This is a genomic window from Siminovitchia fortis (assembly GCF_007681465.1).
GTDB classification, from domain to species: domain Bacteria; phylum Bacillota; class Bacilli; order Bacillales; family Bacillaceae_C; genus Siminovitchia; species Siminovitchia fortis.
Map to the genome: position 1 here is coordinate 18,112 of NZ_VEKZ01000029.1, position 22,820 is coordinate 40,931.

Consider the following 22,820-nt stretch of genomic DNA (forward strand, 5'->3'; position numbering starts at 1 on the left):
TATGTTAAGTATAAACTTAACGAGTTACATTTTATTCCAGGAGGTGCAAACATGAAATTAATGTACATCAATGGTCAATGGGTTGAAAGTATCAGCGGAGAAACAAAGAAAATAATCAATCCATATAACCAGGAAGTGATTGCAGAAGTTGCAAGAGGTGACAAAGAAGATGCAAAAAAAGCGATACTTGCAGCACGAAATGCGTTTGATCACGGACATTGGCAGCATTTTAGTGCATCCGAAAGAGGAGACCTGTTGTACGGGACTGCCCAAAAGATTAAAGAATGCAGACAGGAGCTTGCCGAATTGGAGTCCCTCAATACCGGGAAAACAGTTACAGAAAGTCTTGCGGACATGGATGGAATCGCCGGGGTCTTTCAATATTATGCCGGTCTTGCGGATAAAGATGGAGGTCTGATGATCGAATCTCCCAACCCAAATTCCGTCAGCAGGGCCGTCCGTGAGCCTGTAGGAGTATGCGGGTTAATTGCCCCTTGGAACTACCCGCTGCTTCAAGCTTCCTGGAAACTCGCTCCCGCTTTGGCTGCCGGAAACACAGTTATTTTAAAACCGGCTGAAATTACTCCCCTCTCTTCGATAAAAATATGTGAAATTTTCGAGGAGGTCGGATTTCCAAAAGGAGTGATCAATCTTGTGCTTGGCCCGGGTTCAAGTGTGGGGGCTGAACTCGCAGAAAGTGATCTTGTCGATTTAATTTCTTTTACAGGGGGTGGTGATGCCGGAAGAGAAATCATGAAAGCAGCCTCCAATAATTTCAAAAAAATCTCCATGGAGCTCGGCGGAAAAAACCCGAATATTGTATTTAACGATGCAGACTTTGAAACAGCAGTCGATTATGCATTGAATGCCGTATTTTTTCACGCCGGACAAGTGTGCTCGGCAGGGGCACGCCTTCTCGTCCAAAAAGACATCCATGACCGCTTTGTCGAAGCTGTCATAGACCGGACGAAACAAATCAAAATGGGCAGCGGCTTTGATGAGGACACTGAAATGGGACCTGTCATATCAGAGGAGCACCTGAAAACCTTGGAAGCTTATATTAAGACAGGAATTGACGAAGGGGCAACGCTCGCAACAGGCGGAAAAAGGCCGACTGCACCAGAATTGCAAAAAGGATTTTTCATGGAACCGACCATTTTTACCGATTGTCACAGAAAAATGAAGATTGTCCAAGAAGAATCTTTCGGCCCGATTTTGACGGTAGAGATTTTCAATACAGAGGAAGAAGCCATCGAACTGGCAAATGACAGCGTTTACGGATTGGCTGGAGCCGTTTGGACGCGTGACATGAACCGTGCAGAACGAGTAGTGCAGCAACTGCGGATGGGAACAGTTTGGATCAATGACTTTCACCCTTATTTTCCTCAAGCTCCTTGGGGCGGCTATAAACAATCCGGAATTGGAAGAGAATTAAGCCACATTGGATTAGAGGAATATACGGAAATCAAGCATATTTACCAAAATACTAAACCAGAACCGCAAAATTGGTTCAAAGTAAAAGAGCTGAATGTAAGTGCGAACACCCAAGCTTGATAAAAAAATTGACGGGAGGAAATAAAAATGAGTTTACAAATGAAAGTAGAGCAAATGTATAAATATCATACTTTTGAGACACCAACCGTTATAAAGCACGGGATAGGGGCCATTAAAAATATAGGGGATGAAATAAAAAATCTCGGAGTTTCCAAAATATTGCTCGTCACCGACCCGGGGATTTATAAAGCCGGAGTGGCAGCACCCATTATCTCCTCTTTGGAAGAGTCAGGAATAGGCGTTGTATTATTCAATAAAGTAGAACCAAATCCGCCCGTCAGGCTTGTAAATGAAGGCTCAAAGATTTATAAAGAGGAAAACTGTGATGGGCTGGTAGCGGTTGGCGGCGGAAGCTCAATGGATACAGCCAAAGCAATCGGTGTGGAAGCAGTACACGATGGGTCCGTTTTGGACTATGAAGCTGCCGAAGGAAAAAAACCGCTTGAAAAAAGAATCCCGCCGCTCGTCACCATTCCGACAACGGCAGGGACTGGTTCGGAAGTAACCCAATGGGCTGTCATTACTGATGAAGAAAGACAGTTTAAATTTAACACGGGCGGCCCGCTGATCGCTGCGCATCTGACAATTATTGATCCCGAATTGCATTTATCGATGCCGCCTCATGTGACAGCCATGACAGGAGTTGATGCCCTGGCCCATGCAATCGAGTGTTACACAATGAAGTACGCACAGCCGATAACAGATGCGGTCGCTTTATTGGCAATGGAATACGTTGCAAAATATATTAGACGGGCATATTCGGATGGGACTGATCTTGAGGCAAGGTACGGAATGGCACAGGCTGCTATGCTGGCCGGTCTGTCTTACGGAAGTGAGTCAGCCGGAGCCGCTCATGCCATGAGTCAGACTCTTGGGGGAATCATTCCTGTTGCCCATGGACAATGCGTTGCAGCCATGATGGGACCTGTGATGGAGTATAACTGGAAAGGAAATCCCGAAAAATTTGCAAGAATAGCACAGGCACTCGGCATCAATACTCATGGTTTATCCACCGAAGAAGCGGCAAAAGCAGCAGTCCGCTGGGTTTACGAGCTTGTCGATGATTTGGATATTCCGACTCTTGAAGAACAGGGAGTTTCCCCAAATATGCTTGATCGATTGGCTCAGGAAGCCTTAAACGACCCGCAAACTGTCGGCAACCCGCGCGATCTGAATTTGGAATCCTATAAATGGCTTTACAAGCGCTGCTTTAATCTTGTTCCAAGTACAGTCTATACGGGTAAGCAGCAAGCGGCGCCTGAAAAGGCCGAAGTATATTCATAACGAAAGCAAAACAAGCCCCTTTGCAACTTTAATGGGGGCTTGTTTTTTTACTGATGAACCATTTCATGTGTGAGATAAGAAATAAACTTTGCTACGAGCGGGTTGCTTTCGTAATCTTTTAAAGTGGAAATATAAAAATTGCGCCTGATGATAAAGTCATCTATTTCCAGCACTTTCACCCTTCCATATCGGGCTGCCTGTTCCGCTGCCAGAGACGAAATGACGGAAATGCCGATTCCTGCTTCAACGGAGGCTATAATGGCTTCCGTACTGCCCATATGGCCTGCAATTTTTAATGACTTTGGATCAACGCCGTTTTTTTTCAGTTCTTGCTCCCAGGCAAGTCTTGTCCCCGAATTTGATTCCCGAATAACCCAATCACATTCCGTCAAGTCCGCAAGCTTTACTGTTTCGGGAAATCGATCATCATTGATAGGAACGACAATTTTCAGTTCTTCTTCCAAAATCGGCTTTGATATAAGCCGCGGGTGATCTTCGGGCTTGCCTGTCACGATCAAATCCACAGCTCCATTAAGCAGCCAGTGAAAGACTTCTTTCGAACCGGCAATCCGGATATGTATTTCAACTTCCTTATATATATCCATGAAATTTTTAATATATTTAGGCAAAAAGTATTCGGATGGGATCGTGCTGGCCCCTACAGTCAGTTTACCCGTAAGATTGCCGCCTAATAATTGGCTCTCAAGATTGTCCCATTTTTTTAAAATTGAAAGGAACTGATCATAGACAATCTGCCCTTGGGAAGTAAGATGCACACCGCCGGCATCTCTTTGCAGCAATTTTGTCTTAAAATGTTCATCCAATGACTGAATCCGCTGGGTGATTGCAGGTTGGGAAACGGCCAGACGCTTTGCCGCCTCATTGAAGCTTCCCAGTTCAACAACTGTTACGAACGCCCTCATATGATTGATGTTCACCGCGATCACCCCGGTTACACTTTTATTGTAAAATATAAATCTTGGTTCTGTTTCTCTTTGCCCAACAGCGTATAGCCATGCTTTGTAATTTCCTCCGGAACGGTTTGAAAAGATTGCGGACAATCGGCAATCACTTGCAATACCTCACCTTTTTTCATATTATCCAGCGCTTCCAGCGCATAGGTAACTGGGTACGGTCAAGGCTCCCCGCGGATATCCAAAACATAATCTATGATGATATCTTCCATTATGCTCACCTGCCTTTATTTCTTTGCAGCCGAAGGCTGAACAGGATAATGTCCTTCTTTCCTTTTCAGGTCAAGCCCTTTTCCAAATCGATAGTGTTTCTCCCACCAAGCCGAAAACAAGTACCATGAAAAGAGAAGTAGCAGCGTGAAGAACAGGGCTAGTTTCGGATCAAACACTTCCATTAAATTAATAGGTTTCCAGCCTTCAACAAGAAGACTGTACACACCAAGGTGATCCCATGCAAATGCCAGGAAAGTAGCGCCTGCAATTGAACCGGCCCCTACCGACCAAAAGTGGACTTGTCCTTCCATTGCCCGGTACATCCATCCGGTTTCACATCCGCCGGCCATAACAATGCCAATGCCAAACAAAAGCCCTCCAACCAGCGTGCCTGGGCCGGCCACCTTAACCACTGCTGTTGCTCCTGTTTGAATATAAAAATAAGTAATGACTACACTTATGATCATACCAATCGCAAGAGCCTTTGTCATTACGGCACGTCCGCTGATCCATAAGTCACGAAAAGCAGATGTAAAGCAGATTTGGGCCCTTTCAATAAGAATACCAAATCCGGCGCCAAAAAGGGCTGCAATCGCCAACATTGTCTTTCCGTTAATAAAATAATAAAGAACGATCACGCTAAAACATAAAAAGACAAAAACTCCTATGTATCGCTGTACAAAATGATTGGCCTGTTTCCCCTCAATTTGTTTTGCACTTTTAAATGCTTTTAGATTAGGTTTCCCGCGCCACCATCTTGTTCTGATAATTTTTACGCCAATATAGGTTCCAATACCTGTTGCAATCATGAAAATCCATGAATGAAAAGAAAATTGGGGAACACCCGTGAAAAAAGCAGCCAAATTACAACCGAGCGCAAGCCTTGCACCAAACCCTGCAATGGCTCCCCCGATAAACCCCTGTATCAGCCGGCGCTTTTGTTGTGGTACACGAATTTTAAATTTATTCCCTAAAAGTGTAGTCATTAATGCGCCGATCAGCATTCCAATAACAATCCATCCATCTGTCCGTTCCAGCGGGGTCCCTTTCATTCCGACAAGATCAAAATATGCCCAACTGGAAATATCGACATTTACGGACTTAAGCAGATGGCCCCCAAGCCTTGTAAACTCCCCCGTTACAGCCCATACCGTACCTGTAATTCCAAAATATAGGGCACTTAATAATCCGGCCATCCCTACCGCTGCATAAGGATTCCAGTTCTCATTAAAGACCTTGTGGAACAGTTGACGCATCCCAAACACCCCATTCAAAAACGTTATATTATGTATAAGATAATCTTATCACCTTAATATTTACTAGTCAAATGTTTCTGAAAAGTTGTTCAATAAAAAAAACGCAGTAAGTATTTACCGCGTTTTTTTAGGGATAGACCCCCTCAACCTGAATTTTTTTGAACCCACTTTCGGGTATTATCCATCCTTTTTGTGTACCCTAATCGGTCAAATAATTCGAGCAGCGGGACTAAATATTTTCGTGATACAGGCAAGCTTTCCCTTGCCATTTGCAGTGTAAACTCTTCTAAATGAGTATCTGCTTCTAATTGTAAACGCGCTTGTTCAACAGCTTCCTTTGCTATAAGCATGTCATCATCCAAAATATGCGCCCTTTTCGTATGAATTAAATAGTGATAAAACTCTTTTTGAAGATCAGGCGGGATTTCATATTTCTTTAGTACCGTATTAAATTTTTCAACCTCGATCCCCTGATCGTTCAATTCTTTTTCAACGGCTTCCAACTTCGTTTTCCATTTCACGGGTAAAGTTGGAGCCGCATCTGTTAATGAAACGTATTGATTTTCAATTTTAATCACTTTTTCTTCCAATAATGTTTTAACGGCAAATTCTAAAAGCGGTGCCGGAAAATGTTTTTTCATTTCTGAAATGATCTCCGCCTTATCCATTCCAACCCGCATCGGATAACGTTTATGAAATGACTCTATCAAATCAGTCACTTTGTTTTTAACCCGCTCAAATATGGAATGGAGAGAAAAAAGCCCCCCTTCCATTTTAAGCAAAACTTTTTCCGCTTCATCCAGCTCTTTTTCTGTAACGGAGGCTCCTTTTAACAGCTCGTCATAAGTTAACACATGCTTCTCTTCCATTAACGATCGGATCCGGTCAAGAGCCGTTCCTTCCTTCTTCATCATTAATTGATCGATCGTTTTCTTTCCAAATCGGTATTTTCTACCGTTGGGCTCGATGATCCATCCACCGCCAATCGTTTCCACCGGCGATGGATTTCTTAGGATAAAACGGTCGCCTCTCGTCACCACGACTTTTTCATTTAATTGAACTTGACAAAGGATTTCCCCATCTTCTGTATTATTCACTTCATTCCGATCGAAAAAAATAATTTTTCCCATCACTTCTGACGTACCGACATAAAGCTTTACCGGCTGGCGCTGCTTGATTCTGGAATTCATGTCTTTTAACGGATAAAACACAACGTCAATTCGATCGGAGACCGAATAAAACCCATCCGCTGCCAGAACATCCCCCCTGGAAACACTGTCGTATGAAATCCCCCCAAGATTTATGGCTGTGCGCTGGCCGGCAACGGCTATTTCCGCCTGTTTACGATGGACCTGTATTTGCCTGACCCGGACTTCTTTATTGACAGGGAGCAGCATTAAACGTTCCCCCTGCCTGACCTCTCCGTCGTAAATGGTTCCGCGAACGACCGTCCCCTGCCCCTTAAGCGTAAACACCTGATCAATCGGCAGCCGGAATGGCGCCTTGTTCTCTCTTTTCTCAATCTGCATTACTTTGTCTCTGATAGCGACTTTCAACTCGGGTATCCCTTTTTGGGACAGACTGTCAACTAAAAATATCGGGGCATTGTTTAAAAATGTCTTTTCGAGCGTTTCTTTTACATCCTCGATAACGATTTCGAGCAATTCCTCATCCGTTTGATCGATTTTCGTTATGACTGCCAGCCCATTATGAATACCAAGAAGCGATAAAATATCGAGGTGTTCTTGCGTTTGGGGCATAATCCCTTCATCGGCCGCAATCACTAAAATCACCATATCAATGCCGGCTACACCAGCAATCATTTGCCGGATAAATCTTTCATGGCCGGGGACATCGACAATGGAAACCTGTAATTGGTCTTCATTAATCAACGGGGCGAAACCTAATTCTATTGATATGTTTCTTTCCTTCTCCTCTTTCAGGCGGTCCGTATTTACCCCCGTCAACGCTTTCGTCAATGTTGTTTTCCCATGATCGATATGGCCCGCCATTCCTATCGTAAAAAACCGATTCATGTCGCTCACCTACAGTATATGTATGTTTTACTTGCTTAGTAAGGTAGAAGAAATATATAATAAGATATGTCTAAATAATCAACATAGTTTGTCAAAGTTTTTGGGGTCGGATGAGGTACTGGTGTTCTCCTTGGTCTTCAAAACCATTTGGGAGGCGCGTGACGTCTCCGGTGGGTTCGATTCCCACACGATCCCGCCAAAAACTCTATTGAATATGCAAGAACGCCTCGACAACCATCTCCAACTCTTCCCAAGTCACTGTTCTGAAATCAAGAACGACCGCTTCATTTTTTGCCCTTACAATAATAGGAATTTTATTGTTTCTCAGTTTAACAGCAATGTCATGACTGGAATACCTTTCATGTTTAACATTCACAACATATGTATCCAATCCCACTTCCGGCATGGTTCCTCCGCCAACTTTGGATTTGTCCGGCTCTATATGGCAATTGAATTTTGCCTCTTTTGATTTTAATTCCTTCATAAAATGATTTGCCTTTTCCAATATCGTTTCGCTTGATTCCAAAATATCACGGATCGTAGGGATTTCCTGCTGTTCCTGATTTCTTATATAAGATTTTAATGTTCCCTCCAACCCGGCCAAGGTGAATTTATCGACCCGAAGTACACGGGCAAGCTGGTGTTTTTTAATTTTTTCGATGTAGGGTTTTTTCCCTGCAATGATTCCCGCCTGCGGCCCCCCAAGTAATTTATCTCCGCTAAAAGAGATGATATCAATCCCCGTTTTGATCTTTTCTTGGACAGTCGGCTCAGATCCAATTTGATGCCTTTGAAAGTTAAATAGCGTCCCACTGCCGAGATCTTCATAAATAGGGATGTTGTGCTTCCTTGACACTTCTGCCAATTCATCCGTATCAACTTCTTCGGTAAAACCGAGAATCTTAAAGTTGCTCTTATGAACTTTCAACAATAATCCCGTATTTTCATTGATCGCCCTTTCGTAGTCGCGAATACGGGTTTTATTTGTCGTTCCCACATCGATTAAAACCGCCTGGCTTTCTTCCATAATTTCAGATATTCGAAAAGAGCCGCCGATTTCGACAAGTTCTCCCCTGGAAACGATGACTTCTTTCCCGGAAGCAATGGCTTTTAACACCAAAAAAACGGCTGCTGCATTGTTATTCACTACGACAGCGGCCTCCGCCCCTGTCAGCTGTTTAATATAGTCCTCGACAATATCATGCCTGGACCCCCGTTCGCCGGTATTCAAATTGTACTCGACCGTTGAATAGGAAGAGGCTGTTTCGGCAATTTGATCAATCGCCTGTCTGCTTAAGCGGGCTCTTCCAAGATTTGTGTGAAGCACCACGCCCGTTGCATTTACTACTTGCCGCAATTGATTTTCACTAAATGAATCTACCTTCGCTTCAAGCAATTGAAATATATATTCCATTAACTTTTCCCGGTTTACATCTTCCATATGTAACTCATTTTTGATCATCTTATTTCTGACAATGTCTACCTGCTCGCTTATCCATTCTGTCAGTACTTCTTCTGAAACTGAAACATCATTTAAGATTTGAGAAAAACACTTGTCCTTCTTTAATTGATGTACTGCCGGCAAGTACCTAAGATTATCCATAACATTCACCATCCGCAGAAAATCCTTTGTTCGCTTTTTTTAATAAAACAATTTATACTTTATGATGAACCATATTTTTTTATTATTTAAAAAAAGGGGGTATCAAAGTGACAGATCAGCTGAAATTAACTTCATTGTCCACTAAAGCAGGCTGAGGGTGCAAAATCGGTCCACAGGACCTGGCGCAAGTTTTGCGTTATTTACCACCACAAGAAAATGATCCTAACCTGCTGGTAGGGCTGGACCATCCCGATGATGGAGGGGTGTACAAGTTGACAGATGACATCGCACTCGTACAAACAGTTGACTTTTTTACCCCTATTGTAGATGATCCATACATGTTCGGCCAAATCGCAGCCGCCAATGCACTAAGTGATGTATATGCAATGGGCGGGGCACCGAAAACAGTATTGAACATTGTCGGGTATCCCATTAAAAAGTTGGGTCCAGAAATATTAGCGAAAATTTTACAAGGTTCCAGCGATAAAGTCCGGGAATCTGGGGCGCAAATTGTGGGCGGACACTCAATAGATGACAACGAACCCAAATTCGGCCTGTCAGTTACCGGAACTGTTCACCCTGATAAAATCTATCAAAATATCGGCGCCAGGCCCGGGGATTTGCTGTTATTAACAAAGCCAATTGGCGTCGGTATCCAAACAACAGCTATTAAGCGGGACCGTTTGACGAAAGAACAAATAAACCGGGTAACTGAAGTGATGAGTGCATTGAATAAATATGCGGCACAATGCCTATCAAGCTTTCATCCGAATGCCGTGACGGATATTACCGGATTTGGATTGCTGGGACACGCCTTTGAAATGGCTGACGGAAGCCGTGTCAGCTTTAATATTTACAATAAGGACGTACCTATTTTGCCGGGAACGAGAGAACTTGCTGAAGTTGGTATCATCCCCGGAGGTTCAAAAGCAAACCATCAATGGTTGATGAACCATGTTGATTACAGCCAAGATATTTCAGAAATAGAACAGCTTATTTTATGCGACGCCATTACATCAGGCGGGTTATTCATAAGCTTGCCTAAACAAGAAGCTCACCTCTTCATCAATGCGCTTGCATCCATCTACTCCATTCAGGCTTCGGTAATTGGAGAAGTAACCGAAAAGAAAGAAAAGGCAATTTACGTTTATTGACAACCTTGTCTTTCTTGTGGTTAGAAAATTATAAAATGCTCTTGTGAATAACTTACTTGCCACTTAATGCTGTCCGGCTCCAGCGCCTATCGACTAGCAGACTTCGCACCTCTTCCTACGATAAGTCAACATCGGCTCCTTCGTCGCCGTGTTTCCTTTATCTCGTCAGAGGCACTCCAGTCTGTACGTCGATAAACAGGCGCTTGCGCCTTTATTCTTAGAATTGTAACATAAATGGAAGTTATACGACAAATCCCCCTGGGCGTTTTAGCCAGGGGGGTGTTGTTATAACTGCTGTCTTAATATTTCCGCTGCCTGAACCATTACCTTTAATTTATTAGCAGCTGTTTCCGGTGTATTCATAGGCCGCTGGGCAAAAGTTCCAAATCCGCAGTCAGGGTTCAAAAAAATCTTTTCCGGTGAAAGGAGCTTCGCCGCTTCTTTTCCTCTCTCAACGATTGAATCGATACTCTCAAGACCCTCCGTACGGGGATTCACAACACCTAAACCCAATTCTTTACCGTCCAGGATTGAAATATCCTTCAGCTCTCCTGCCCTAGGTGTAGCGTATTCGAGAATAAATTGGTCCGCATTCATTCGAGAAAGATAAGGCATTAAAGGAGAATAAGGCCCTCTTAATAACACATCCTCCTGCGTACTCCAATTCCCGCGGCAAATATGTATGCCGATTCTGGTTCCTTTTCCTCTCATACCCTCCATTACCCGGTTGATCAATGTCGTTGCAAATTCCAGTTCTTCCTCCCGGTCGGCTTTCGCCGTCAATGCCCCGCACATAAAGGTCCGGTTTGCGTTTTTATTCGTAAAAACCAGCTCTGTCAGCACCGGCTCATCAAATTGTACAAATTCGACCCCCGCCTGAATCAAATCGATGAGCTCTTCCCGCAGGACCCGAACAATATCATCTGCAAGGGCCTCTTTTGTCGGATAACTCTCCTGAGATAACCCTTCCACCCACATGGACCGGGTAAGCAAATATGGCCCCGGCAAGGCTGCCTTAATGGGGCGATCCGTATGCCGGCGCAAAAACCGGCAATCATCCAATGCAATCGATGTTTTCCTGTCAATTTTTCCTACTGCAGCCGGGTTCGACAATGAGAAAGCGGGAACATCCAGTGTACCTAAAATTTCTTCAAAACTCGCTTTGTCTTCCACATAATCAAGCAGTTCCGCTACCGTCAGCATTTTTACATTTTCCAATTTATCAGCAACAAAAGAAATAAAATTATCCCGCCGCAGTTCTCCGTCTGATACAATATCAAGGCCAGCTTCTTCCTGCAGCCTCAAACAATCGATTACCGCCTTGTCGGCAATTTTATTAAATTCATTTTCATCTATTCTGCCAGCCTTTTTATCGCGAAGTCCATGCAGCACTTCGTTCGATCTTGGCCAGCTTCCGACAACTGTAGTTGGAAACAACGGAAGCTCCATCGCATGCTCCCTCCTTCTTTTTTCTTAAAAAACGGCTGCAAATCTAATATCAATATGTATGGTTTGGCACAGTGTTTGAAAAATTGGAGATCGTTCCAAAGTCAATTCCCACGTTTCTTCCAACAAGGCTTCTTCTTCAGGTGAACTCACATAAAACGTGCCATTGATTTCAATAAGTCTGGGGCTTCCTTCGTCTTCCAGCTGCATATGATAGAGAACATTATCGAGCTTTCCTTTTACACTGCATTCCAAGGCATCTATCGTAAGGCTCCGGCGAGACGCATGCTGTTTGTAGCCTACAGTGAGACAAGTGCCAAGGGAAGCCAACATATAATCGATCGCACTGGGTGCCTCTACATTTGCTGAAAAATCAGCAGGCTGTCCTGCTTTAAACGTATGATTTCGACTGTAGACATTGGCTGTCAATCCTTCTTTCCCCTGTACGCGGACATTCCATTGGTAATGGCGGGCTGCTTCCAAATCTTGCTGAAGACTGCTGTCTGTCCCGCCTTTTCTGATAAAATAACTTACATCGTCCTCATTCTTTCGGGAATCCAGAAATTCATGTTTTACCATCCGGCACCATGCCGGCAAGTCTTCAGCAACAGTCCGCTCCCGGCTCCGTACCTCTAATATTTCTCCATTCTGAATCGAATCCATATGTTTCTTAATAATGAGGAGAAGACCTGAACCACAGTCCAAGTCTCCTCCATCGCAAGTTGCCGCAGCCGTTCTTTTTTCGTTCATTCTTATTCCCCCTAATACGTGATACAGGCAGCACCTTGGGAAAGGAATTCAATGAGCTTTGCACCACCGACAATTTTCGCTCCATTGACAAGTTTTTCTTCATCTAACCCGCGCTTTTTAAAACATGGGCTGCAAACCCATAGTTGTCCACCTGCTTCCAGGAACTGGATCATTAACTCTTTCAGCGGAGCAAAGCCTTCTTCATGAATGTCATTTGCATATCCTTCTTCACTCAGATAGACGCCATCCACGGTTAGAAAAACGACCGTTTCCTGTCCTGAAGCCACTGAAGCGTTAGCTACCACAAACCCGACCGTTGCTTTATCCGGATCATTTTTTGCACAAGTAATGCTCACTGCAATTTTAGACATGTACGATTCCTCCTGAAACTTATTTATTTTTTCGAATATAATAGACACTGTTCTTTCCCTGATCCAAGCGCTTTAACAGCGTATGACCCTGCAGGCGGCACCAAGCCGGGATATCTTCCCTTGCACCCGGATCGTAAGATTTGACCTCGATCACTTGATCCTTGTCCATTTTTTTCATTTTTATAAATAGATTCATAATCAATTCTCCACAGCCAGTGGGGCCTGCATCATACACAACATCTGCTTTTAAGGAATTTTGAACCACTTTTTCACCTCGACATATGTATCATTCAAAAACTTTGTCTGCCAACCCTCCTAATGAATATTTCGAATATATACATAATAACATAAACTTATAAAAAAAATAAGGTTCATTTATAATATTTTGCTAGTCAAAGGAAAAATCCCCATCCATGAAGGCGGGGATTTTATCTTTCTTTTTACAGCTCCTTTTTCACTTCAACGATGGAATCGTCGATAATGGAAATCATCGTTTCTACTTCTTCTTTTGTAATGCAGAACGGTGGTGCGAATGCCAATGTATCCTGTCCTCCGTAAACGATGCTTCTGCCCAGAAGGCCGCGGTCAAGCGCCTTCGCTACCACTTTTGCAGAAACAGGCTCTGTATATCTTTCTTTCGTTTCTTCATTTTTGAAAAATTCGATGGCGCCAAGCAGGCCTACGCCTCTGCGGTTGCCCATGAATGCATGCGTCTCTTCCAGGTATTTGAGCCCTTTTTGCAGCTCTTCTCCCATGCTGCGGACATTTTCAACCATGTTTTCCTTTTCGATGATTTCCAGGTTTTTCAATGCAACTGCGCAGCACATAGGGTGCCCGCTGTATGTGTAGCCATGCCAGAAGTTTCCTTCGTAGTTTTCCATCAATTCGTTTTTGATTTTGTCGGAAATGACCATTCCCCCAATTGGCGCATAGCCGCTGGAAATCCCTTTCGCCATGCAGATGATATCCGGAACGACTCCAAACAGATCCATTCCGAATTTCTCGCCTGTCCTTCCAAATCCGCAAATGACTTCGTCCGCGATGAATAAAATCTCGTTCTCATCACAGATTTGACGGACTTCTTTGAAATAGCCCTCCGACGGCGGATTGACGCCCCCTGATCCCTGGATCGGCTCAGAGATGAATGCGGCGATATTTTCAGCACCTTCTTTTTCAATCAATGCTTTTAATGATTCAATGGTCGAATCAACATAAAGGAATCCTTGTGCCAATGAAGTTGTAAATTCCCTGAACGGTTCGATTCCTGTCGCACTTGTTGCTCCCATCGCAACTCCATGATAGGAAAGGCTGCGGGAAATGATTTTCGTTTTATTCGGCTGGCCCTTCACTTTCCAGTAATGCCGGACTGTTTTAAATGCGGTATCGTTTGATTCTGAACCGCCGGATGTAAAGAAAGTCGTATTCAGATCGCCGGGGGCCCACTCAGCAACCTTTTTGGCCAGTTCGATGACGGGCTCATGACTGTTCCCTGCAAACGTTGAGCTGAAAGCAAGCTTTGATATTTGTTCAGCTGCTGCCTGCCCCAGTTCCGATCTTCCATGGCCGATGTTGACATTCCAGAGGGAAGACAAGCTGTCAATCAACTTTCTGCCTCTGACATCTTTTAAATAAATTCCTTCACCTTCTGTAAAAATAAATCCCGGTCCGTTTTCCATATGCTGTTTGATGGATGTTGACGGATGTAAAAAGTGCTTTTTATCAAGTGCAGCCAGTTTCTCGAATTTTACCTGAGCATCATTTTTCATTTGCATAGCCATGTTGCATTCCTCCTGTATGAAATAAATTTACTGTGCCTTTCTCTTTAAAAAGTCAGGCACTGATTCCGATGTGATTTTCGGCTTGTGATCCTCTTTGATTGTTTTGATCAGCGAATAGGTAATAAGTAGCAATATAACAGTAAATGGAAGCGCCGTGACGAGTGAAGCCGTCTGCAGGCCCTGAAGCCCGCTGCTTATGATCAATACGGCAACAATTGCCGACATGAGGACACCCCAGATCACTTTCACCAATGTCGACGGATTTGGATTACCATTGGATGTCATCATCCCTAAAATAAAGGTGGCCGAGTCTGCCGACGTAACTAAAAATGTGACAATGAGCAAAATAAATATAACGGAAAGCACTGTACTCATCGGAAAGTTTCCGAATGTGGCAAACAATGCGCTTGTCACGTCTGCCTGAACTGCATCCGCAATGTTTCCTCCTTGGAAAAGATCAATATGAAGCGCCGTACCGCCAAAAACCCCAATCCACATCGTGGCGATCAGCGGCGGAACGATCAAAACCCCAAAAATAAATTCACGGATTGTTCTTCCCTTTGAAATCCGTGCAATGAATGCCCCTACAAAAGGAGACCAGGAAATGACCCACGCCCAGTAGGCTACCGTCCATTCTTTTGTCCAAGTGCTTCCTTGATATGGCGATAATGACAAGCTCATTCCGAAAAAGTTCTGGATATAGTCGCCGATTCCCACTGTAAAGCTCTCAAGTATGAAGGTGGTTGGTCCCAGTACCAGGACAATGACAACCAATCCTAACGCCATGCTTAAATTCAATATGCTTAAAATTTTAATTCCCCTATCCAGCCCGGTAACGGCCGAAGTAAGGTACATGACAAGCAAAATACCCGTAATAATTAGCAAAACCGGCGTATTTTGCGGGATAGAGAACAAATAGTCGAGTCCTCCATTGATTTGTAAGATTCCCAAACCCAGGGAAGTGGCTACACCCATCACTGTTGCAATGACAGCAAGTATATTGATCGTCTTCCGAATACCGCGCTTCCCGCTTTTTCCGAGCAGCGGATTCAATGTCGTACTGATTTCCCCTTTTTCGCCTTTTCTGAACTGGAAATATGCCAACACCAAACCGACAATTGTAAATACGGACCATTGATGTATACCCCAGTTAAAAAATGAATACTGCATGGCGACTCTTGCCGCTTCGGGTGTTTTTCCTTCCGAAGCCAAAGGACTGTTGACAAAATGGCTCATCGGCTCAGCGACTCCCCAGAACACAAGTCCCGCACCGAATCCGGTGCTGAACAGCATGCCGATCCATGTGTAGAAGGAGTACTTCGGTTTTTCATCATCTTTTCCAAGCTTCAAGCTGCCGTATTTACTAATAGCCAATCCAATGAGAAATACGACAATAAACAATACGGCTAACAAGTAAAACCATCCAAATACGTTTGTGGTAAAACCATAAGCGGCATTTGCAGCATTTGACAGCCCTGCCGGGTCCACTGCACCCCAAAGTACGGCTAAAAAGACGATGATGGCGGAAATCCAAAAGGTGCTATTCATAAAACTCGGGTTCGTTTTGTTCTTCATAAGCTGCCCCCACTCAGTTGTTTTTTATCTATTCTAAAGAAAGTATAAAATTGACTAATCTTTCCGTGAGTATGGGTAGTTCTATGTCTAGCTCCAGCGCCTATCGACTAGCAGACTTCACTCTTCCTCCTACGATAAGTCAACATCGGCTTCGACGGACAGGAAGTCCTAGTGCCACCGAAGCCACAGGACGTGGCGTTTTGAGGCGGCCTCCGTCGCCGTGTTTCCTTTATCTCGTTGGAATCGCTCCAGTCTGTACGTCGATGAACAGACGCTTGCGCTTTTCTTTATAGCTGGGTTCCGACGTTCTGAAGTTTGAAGCTGACCACCTTCGGCTCGGTCATATCCTGGATTGCGAATTTGACGCCTTCCCGGCCCAACCCGGAGCCTTTGACGCCGCCAAACGGCATTCCGTCTATCCGATAGTCTCCGCTGTCATTGATCATGATGCCGCCCACATTCAACTGATGAATGGCTGAAAATGCCTTTTCAATATCCTTGGTAAATATTCCTGCGTGAAGTCCAAAATTGACATCGTTTGATTTTTCAATCGCTGCCTGTAAATCAGAGACAGGATATAACAAAACAACAGGACCGAAAATTTCCTCGCGTGCAATGGTGCAATTCTCTGGTACGTTTTCCAGTACTGTCGGAGAATAAAATGCTCCGTCCCTCTTTCCTCCGATTAAAAGCTCCGCTCCCATTTCAACTGCTTCGTTCACCCATTTTTCAACTCTGATGGCTTCCTTCTCATTGATGAGCGGACCCATGTCCGTCGTTTCCAGTCTTTTATCGCCAACCTTGTACATGGCCGTCTTTTGAAGGAAGGAAGATTTAAAATCGGCATAAGCCTCCTCTTCAATGAAAATCCTTTGGACACCGATACAGTTTTGCCCCGCTGCGGAATATGCTCCAGATACGCATGCTTCAACCGCTTGCTTAATGTCGGCATCTTTTAAGACAATGGCCGGCGAATTTGATCCAAGCTCCATGCTTAACTTCTTCAATCCTGCTTTGCGGGCAATGCTTTCTCCCGTCTCAAGCCCTCCTGTAAAAGATATCATCCGGACGTCCGGATGAGTTACAAGGACGTCACCGACATCCCTGCCGTTTCCCGTTACGACAGATAGTATTTTTTCAGGAAGCCCTGCATGATCAAATGCTTTTGCCAGCAGAAGAGCGCTCAGCGGTGTAACGGTCGCCGGTTTGACGATGATGGCATTTCCTGATGCAATGGCAGGGCCGACTTTATGGGCAACCAGATTCAACGGATCGTTGAATGGCGTGATGGCGCCAATAATGCCAATTGGGAAGCGATAAAAGTAGCCGACCCGGTTTTCGCCTGTTTCAGATTGGTCGAATGGAATCGTTTCACCATTGATCCGCCTAGCCTCTTCAGCGCTCAATCTCAACGTCTGGATACAGCGTTTCACTTCGTTTCTAGCCTCTTTTATCGTCTTGCTGCCTTCTTGCGAAATGGTCACTGCATATGCTTCGATTCTATCCTCAATGTAGTCCGCCGCTTTGTTAATAATGGTCATTCTAAGGTGAACCGGCAAATTTGCAGCTTTTTTTGCCCCTTTTTTCGCTTCTTCTATCGCAAACAGCATATCTTCAGCTGTTGCCGCAGGAACCGTAGTGATCACCGTGTTATCCTGTGGGTTGAGGACCTCCGTCGTTCGGTCGCTCCCCACCCATTTTCCGGCGAGGTACATTTCTCTCCCCATTACTTTTGTAGACAATTTCATCACGCCTTTCCAGATGATTATATGGCCGCAAGCATATATCGACGCTTAAATATCGTTATTTCCAGCCAATAAGCGGGTGGCAGTTTCGGCTAAAATGGAGACCCCCATTTCAAGGCAGCGTTCATCAATATCAAAGATATTTGTGTGAAGATCCCTGTTTTTTCCGTCTTCAAGTGCGCAGCCAAGGAAAAACATCACTCCCGGAATTTTTTGTGTCATATAGCCGAAATCTTCTCCCCCCATACCAAAAGGTTCTCTTTCCACCTGTATATCCGGGTACAGATTTCTCGCCGTCTCAACCAATAACGCATTGACAGCCGGGTCATTCTTTAATGCGGGCTCTCCTCTTTCAACGGTGAAAACATAGCTTCCTCCGAACGATTCGGTTATTTTAAAAACATTTTCAACTTCCTTGATCAGCTGCTCCCTTGCTTCCGGGGAATACGTCCGGAGTGTACCCGTAATGGAGACCTCCTCCGGGATGATATTGCTGGCAGTTCCCGTGTTTATTTTCCCGATACTTGCTGCAGCTGTATCAAGCGGTGAAATCCTTCTTGAAACCAATCCATAAAATGCCTGTAAAACAGAGCCAAGCATCCAAATCGGATCTTTCGTCATATGCGGATAGCCGCCATGTCCGCCCGAGCCGATGATTTTTGCATGAAAGACATCTACATTTGCCATGCTGTAGCCGTCATTGACTTGGATCACCCCGACAGGATGCCATGGGCAGACATGGAGAGCAATAACTGCCTCCACATCATCCAAGATGCCTTCCCGGATCATCCTCGGAGCACCCGACAGGCCTTCATCATCCGTATCTTCTTCGGCAGGCTGGAATAAAAATTTCACGGTACCTGATATTTTCCCCTCTTTAAATTTATCGGAAAAAATTTTGGCGATGCCGAGCAAAATCGCCGTATGGGCATCATGGCCGCATGCATGCATCACTCCGTCTCTTTTCGAGCGGTAGTCATGGCCGGTCTGTTCAACAATAGGCAACGCATCCATATCTGCCCGGATGGCGATTGTCGGTCCGCTTCCGGAAGAAAGTGTACCGACGACACCGGTTTTGGCAACGTTTGTCTGGATAGCGATATTTCCAAATTCTTTTAACCGGCTGCTTACGAACCTGCCAGTCTCATATTCTTGGAAACTCAATTCAGGGTATTGATGAAGATGGCGGCGCCACTCGCTTAATTGATGTGCAATCGCCTGGGCTTCTTCAATGATTGTCTGTTTATCCGTGATCATGTTTTAACCCCCATCCCGCTGCTGCTCATGTAAAATGAAGAGATTTTTTGTTATCTATTTGTAAACCGATTCCCTCTTTTTCTGTTAAAAGCTTAAATGCCAACAGGGCGATCGCTGTGTCCTGGACACCTGTTCCCGTCAAATCGCACACAGTGATTTCCTGATCACTCAATCTTCCTGCTGTTTTACCTGAAGTCACCTCACCCAATTCTATGACAGGTGCATCTTCTGAAATAAAACCTTGTTCTATAGCGTGATGCAGTTCGCCAAGCCTTGCACATTGCGTTTTCGTATCACATACGAATCTGTCGGCTTTCTTTAAAACATCTGCTTCCAATTCCTGCTTTTCCTCTGCATCAGAACCCATTGCCGTGATGTGAAGGCCCGGATGGAGCCAATCCGCTTTAATGAGAGGTTCAGCGGCAGGTGTTGTCGTCACGACGATGTCACTGTTGCGGACGACCGTTTCTGCATCTGCGACAATCTGAATGTCGGCATCCAAAACGTCTTCCATATCCGCCTGCAGCTTTTTGGCATTATCAAGTGAACGCCCGTAAACCAATACTTTTTCGAAGTCACGGACCAAATCGAGCGCTTTCAATTGATAGCGGGCCTGTGCCCCGGTTCCAATGACACCAACGGTTTTGACATTCTCCTTTGCCATGTGCTTCGCCGCAATGGCTCCTGCCGCTGCTGTCCTGACCTCAGTCAAATATCCGTTATCCAACAGCAAAGCTTTGGGTTCACCTGTGACAGTACTGATCAGCATCATCAAACCGTTTGCACTGGGCAGGCCAAGCTTGTAATTATTAAAGAAGCCGGATGAAACTTTCAAGGCAAACATGTCTTTGCCGGGAATATAAGCTGTCTTCACATCCACTTCCCCGTTATTTTCCTTTACATCCACCCTCATGATCGGGGGCATGATAACTTCCTTTATAGCCAGCTGAGTAAAAGCATCCTCAATGACAGGAATGATTTGCTTGTCGAGCTCAATCATTTGCTTAATCTCTGATTCTGTAAAAATATGCATTTCCCCACCTCCTAGCTAATAATCGTTAAATCCAAATCTTCCTTTACAATCAATTCTCTTTGATAGTCCGCCAATACCTCGCAGCCTGTTTCTGTCACCCGGAACGATTCACTGATTTCGATTCCGTAATCATCAAACCAAAGACCAGGAATCATATGAAAAGTCATGTTTGGCTCCAGCACTGTCAAATCGCCGCGTCTGATGCTTGCCGTATGCTCGCCCCAGTCCGGAGGGTAGTTTAACCCCATTGAATAGCCTAAGCGGGATTCCTTTTCGATGCCGTATTTTTTAATGACGTTTTCCCAGGCAATCTCCACTTCTTCGCAAGTGACTCCCGGTTTGACCGCCTCAAGTGCCGTGTTCAGCCCCTCAACGACAATCTGTGAAATATTATAGGCCTCTTCACTCGGCTGCCCGATGGACACCGTCCGTGCCAATGGAGAATGGTAGCGCTGATGACAGCCTGCCAGTTCAATAATAACCATTTCGCCGTATTTGTATTGCCTGTCTGTCCAAGTCAAATGCGGGGTTGAAGTATTTTCTCCTGATGGAAGCATAGGGACGATCGACGGATAGTCGCCGCCGAACTCCGGCGTTCCGGAAACCAAATTTTTATAGATTTCCGCAACCACGTCGCACTCGCGGACTCCTGAAGCTATATTTTGCACGGCTGCATCCATGCCTCTTTCAACAATCTTTGCAGCCCGCCTGATATATTCAATCTCCTGATCCGACTTGATCAGCCGAACATAGTTAACAAGTAAACTTGCATCTTTGAACTCAGCATTTGGGAGGCTCTGTTTAAGCCTTTCATAGGCTAAAGCCGAAAAATAGTAAGACTCCATTTCAAGGCCGATCCTGCGGTTTGATTGTCCAATTTCATGTAAAATGCCTGCCACGAATTCCATCGGATGTTTATCCGAATGCACATAGGATTCCGGATAAGGGATGATGCGTTCATCAAACAGCCAGGTCGTAGCCCTTGCACCGTTGGCATCCATATGTCTGCCAATCCAGATCGGCTGTTCCTCATCAATGATGACTATGAGCAGTTGATCAACGTAAAACGACCAGCCGTTATATCCTGATAGATAGTTCATATTCGCCGGGTTCGTGATGAGCAGTACCTCGATTCCTTTTTCCGACATTTTTTTCTTCGTCTGTTCCAGCCTGTGCTGATATTCTTCATAGCTGAATGGCAACATATAAAAGCCTCCTTTGCAAGTGCTTACAATTCTAAATACATTATATTAAATAAATTTTGGTAAAACATCGTCAAATTTGTATGAAATTAATTTGATCCTTTTATACAAAATGGAAAAGGAAAAGTGCTGCATCGAAAGGATTTTGCCTGAGGCGAGAACCCAATCACGCATCCTATCCAATCCTGCACCCACCTCCAAATACTAAAAAACAAGCGTTCCATGTTTCCATGTGAACACTTGCTTCTCATTTTTATTTTGACGCCCTTTCGTCTCTATGCCAGCCTTATGTTCGGCTGGATCAGCAGTTCCCTCGGAAAATCAGCCAGCACTTCGCATCCGTTTTCCGTAACCCGGAATGATTCGCTGATTTCGATGCCGACATGGTCCAGCCAAATTCCAGGAATCAGATGAAACGTCATATTCGGTTTCAAGATTGTATAATCGCTCGGCCTGAGGCTCGCCGTATGCTCGCCCCAATCCGGCGGATAGTTGAGCCCGATGGAATATCCGACCCGGGATTCCTTTTTAATTCCGCTTTTCTCTATGGATTTGCGCCAAACCTGTTCCACTTCCTCACATGTCATTCCCGGTTTTATCGCATCCAATGCAGCATTCAATCCCTCTATGACAACAGCGGCAATATATTGCAGCTGGTCGGTCGGTTTGCCGACCACTACAGTCCGTGCCATAGGAGAGTGATACCGCTTATAGCAGCCGGCCAATTCTATGATAACCGGATCGCCATCTTTGAAAACATCATCTGTCCATGTCAAATGGCAGGCCGATGTTTTTTCTCCAGTCGGAAGAAGCGGGACAATCGAAGGATAGTCTCCTCCAAAGTCTTCCGTACCACTGATCTGGGCATGGGAGATGGCTGCAACAACATCGCATTGGCGCACACCTTCATTAATCGTATCAACGGCAGCACCCATCGCTTTTTCTGCAATTTTTGCGGCCCGCTTGATATATTCAATTTCCTGGTCGGACTTGATGATTCGAACCCAATTTACCAAATTCGTCCCGTCTTTAAAAGCTGCGTCCGGAAGGCCGCCCGTCAATTGAACATAATTTCTCCCGGTAAAATAATAGGCATCCATCTCTACGCCGATTGTCCGTTTGTCCTGCTTTTTTTCCTTTAAAAAATCGCAGACAAAATCCATCGGATGCTTGATTGTTGATTGAACATAATCATCTTGATAAGGAATAATATGGGCATCGTCAAGCCATGATGTATGCTTTGCTGCGCTCGCATCCTGGCCCCGGCCGATCCAATACGGCTGATCTTTATCAATAATCACAACCACCAATTGATGAACATAAAAGGACCACGCATTATATCCAGTCAAATAACTCATATTGGCCGGGTCGGTCACAAGCAGTACATCTATCCCTTCCGCCACCATGCGCTGCTTTGTCTTTTCAAGCCTTTCCTTATATTCCAAAATATTAAACGATAACAAATCCATCCCTTCTTTCGCGACCTATTTTATTTAATACCCGTTCCGAAAACGTTTTAAAAATGTCTGCAGTCTTTCGGTCTTCGGATTTTCCAATACCTGCTCCGGCGGTCCCTGTTCGACGATCTT

18 protein-coding genes, 1 tRNA gene and 1 pseudogene are annotated in these 22,820 nt (G+C 44.7%); 4 read left to right on the top strand and 16 right to left on the bottom strand.

Annotated elements, in window-relative coordinates; translation table 11 throughout:
* The first annotated feature begins 51 nt into the window (after positions 1-51).
* The gene (gene betB / locus FS666_RS10795; RefSeq protein ID WP_144462191.1) at positions 52-1,554 is read left to right on the top strand and encodes a betaine-aldehyde dehydrogenase; all 1,503 of its coding nucleotides are present in this window, start codon (positions 52-54) and stop codon (positions 1,552-1,554) included.
* A gap of 27 nt (positions 1,555-1,581) precedes the next feature.
* Positions 1,582-2,838 carry a choline dehydrogenase gene (locus FS666_RS10800; RefSeq protein WP_144462189.1) on the top strand — a complete coding sequence of 419 codons (1,257 nt, stop codon included), beginning with the start codon at positions 1,582-1,584 and terminating at the stop codon, positions 2,836-2,838.
* A gap of 47 nt (positions 2,839-2,885) precedes the next feature.
* Here the strand turns inward: FS666_RS10800 and FS666_RS10805 are convergent, their stop codons facing one another.
* The 4 genes and pseudogenes from FS666_RS10805 to selB form a co-directional block, all read right to left on the bottom strand.
* On the bottom strand, positions 2,886-3,776 hold the full coding sequence (locus FS666_RS10805; RefSeq protein WP_144462187.1) for a selenium metabolism-associated LysR family transcriptional regulator: 891 nt from the start codon (positions 3,774-3,776) through the stop codon (positions 2,886-2,888).
* Between the two features lie 14 nt (positions 3,777-3,790).
* Positions 3,791-3,961: pseudogene (locus FS666_RS20295) on the bottom strand (sulfurtransferase TusA family protein); the annotation flags it as partial.
* A gap of 78 nt (positions 3,962-4,039) precedes the next feature.
* Complete coding sequence (yedE, locus tag FS666_RS10815; RefSeq protein ID WP_144462185.1) at positions 4,040-5,281, bottom strand: selenium metabolism membrane protein YedE/FdhT; 1,242 nt, start codon at positions 5,279-5,281, stop codon at positions 4,040-4,042.
* 143 nt (positions 5,282-5,424) lie between these two features.
* The gene (selB, locus tag FS666_RS10820; protein WP_120075321.1) at positions 5,425-7,317 is read right to left on the bottom strand and encodes a selenocysteine-specific translation elongation factor; all 1,893 of its coding nucleotides are present in this window, start codon (positions 7,315-7,317) and stop codon (positions 5,425-5,427) included.
* Between the two features lie 102 nt (positions 7,318-7,419).
* Between selB and FS666_RS19815 the strand changes: the two genes are divergently transcribed.
* Positions 7,420-7,516: transfer RNA gene (locus tag FS666_RS19815), tRNA-Sec, on the top strand.
* 6 nt (positions 7,517-7,522) lie between these two features.
* Here the strand turns inward: FS666_RS19815 and selA are convergent.
* Positions 7,523-8,920, bottom strand: a complete 1,398-nt coding sequence (gene selA, locus FS666_RS10825; RefSeq protein WP_120075331.1) for an L-seryl-tRNA(Sec) selenium transferase — start codon at positions 8,918-8,920, stop codon at positions 7,523-7,525.
* A gap of 107 nt (positions 8,921-9,027) precedes the next feature.
* On the opposite strand from selA, the gene selD reads away from it, so the two are divergent.
* Positions 9,028-10,074 (top strand): selenide, water dikinase SelD, encoded by a 1,047-nt coding sequence (gene selD / locus FS666_RS10830; RefSeq protein WP_390615308.1) that lies wholly within the window; start codon positions 9,028-9,030, stop codon positions 10,072-10,074.
* A gap of 285 nt (positions 10,075-10,359) precedes the next feature.
* On the opposite strand, the gene FS666_RS10835 is transcribed toward selD, so the two are convergent.
* The 11 genes from FS666_RS10835 to FS666_RS10885 all read right to left on the bottom strand — a co-directional run bounded on the left by FS666_RS10835 (position 10,360) and on the right by FS666_RS10885 (position 22,700).
* A complete protein-coding gene (locus tag FS666_RS10835; protein ID WP_120075318.1) occupies positions 10,360-11,523 on the bottom strand; it encodes a cobalamin-independent methionine synthase II family protein in 1,164 nt (387 codons plus the stop codon).
* A 24-nt stretch (positions 11,524-11,547) separates the two neighbouring features.
* A complete protein-coding gene (locus tag FS666_RS10840) occupies positions 11,548-12,270 on the bottom strand; it encodes a sulfurtransferase TusA family protein (protein ID WP_120075316.1) in 723 nt (240 codons plus the stop codon).
* Positions 12,271-12,281: 11 nt separating this feature from the next.
* Positions 12,282-12,641 carry a DsrE family protein gene (locus tag FS666_RS10845; RefSeq protein WP_120075314.1) on the bottom strand — a complete coding sequence of 120 codons (360 nt, stop codon included), beginning with the start codon at positions 12,639-12,641 and terminating at the stop codon, positions 12,282-12,284.
* Between the two features lie 19 nt (positions 12,642-12,660).
* Positions 12,661-12,906, bottom strand: coding sequence for a sulfurtransferase TusA family protein (locus FS666_RS10850; protein ID WP_120075313.1), 246 nt, complete (start codon positions 12,904-12,906; stop codon positions 12,661-12,663).
* Positions 12,907-13,081: 175 nt separating this feature from the next.
* The gene (locus FS666_RS10855; protein ID WP_120075311.1) at positions 13,082-14,419 is read right to left on the bottom strand and encodes an aminotransferase family protein; all 1,338 of its coding nucleotides are present in this window, start codon (positions 14,417-14,419) and stop codon (positions 13,082-13,084) included.
* 27 nt (positions 14,420-14,446) lie between these two features.
* Positions 14,447-15,994, bottom strand: a complete 1,548-nt coding sequence (locus tag FS666_RS10860) for a BCCT family transporter (RefSeq protein WP_120075309.1) — start codon at positions 15,992-15,994, stop codon at positions 14,447-14,449.
* A 287-nt stretch (positions 15,995-16,281) separates the two neighbouring features.
* Entirely contained in the window at positions 16,282-17,742 is a 1,461-nt protein-coding gene (locus FS666_RS10865) for an aldehyde dehydrogenase family protein (protein ID WP_244943899.1), read from the bottom strand.
* A gap of 45 nt (positions 17,743-17,787) precedes the next feature.
* Positions 17,788-18,996, bottom strand: a complete 1,209-nt coding sequence (locus tag FS666_RS10870; protein WP_144462183.1) for a M20 metallopeptidase family protein — start codon at positions 18,994-18,996, stop codon at positions 17,788-17,790.
* A 25-nt stretch (positions 18,997-19,021) separates the two neighbouring features.
* The gene (locus tag FS666_RS10875; protein ID WP_144462181.1) at positions 19,022-20,029 is read right to left on the bottom strand and encodes a cyclodeaminase; all 1,008 of its coding nucleotides are present in this window, start codon (positions 20,027-20,029) and stop codon (positions 19,022-19,024) included.
* An 11-nt stretch (positions 20,030-20,040) separates the two neighbouring features.
* On the bottom strand, positions 20,041-21,234 hold the full coding sequence (locus FS666_RS10880; protein ID WP_120075302.1) for a M24 family metallopeptidase: 1,194 nt from the start codon (positions 21,232-21,234) through the stop codon (positions 20,041-20,043).
* A gap of 272 nt (positions 21,235-21,506) precedes the next feature.
* Entirely contained in the window at positions 21,507-22,700 is a 1,194-nt protein-coding gene (locus tag FS666_RS10885; RefSeq protein WP_120075301.1) for a M24 family metallopeptidase, read from the bottom strand.
* Positions 22,701-22,820: the final 120 nt, after the last annotated feature.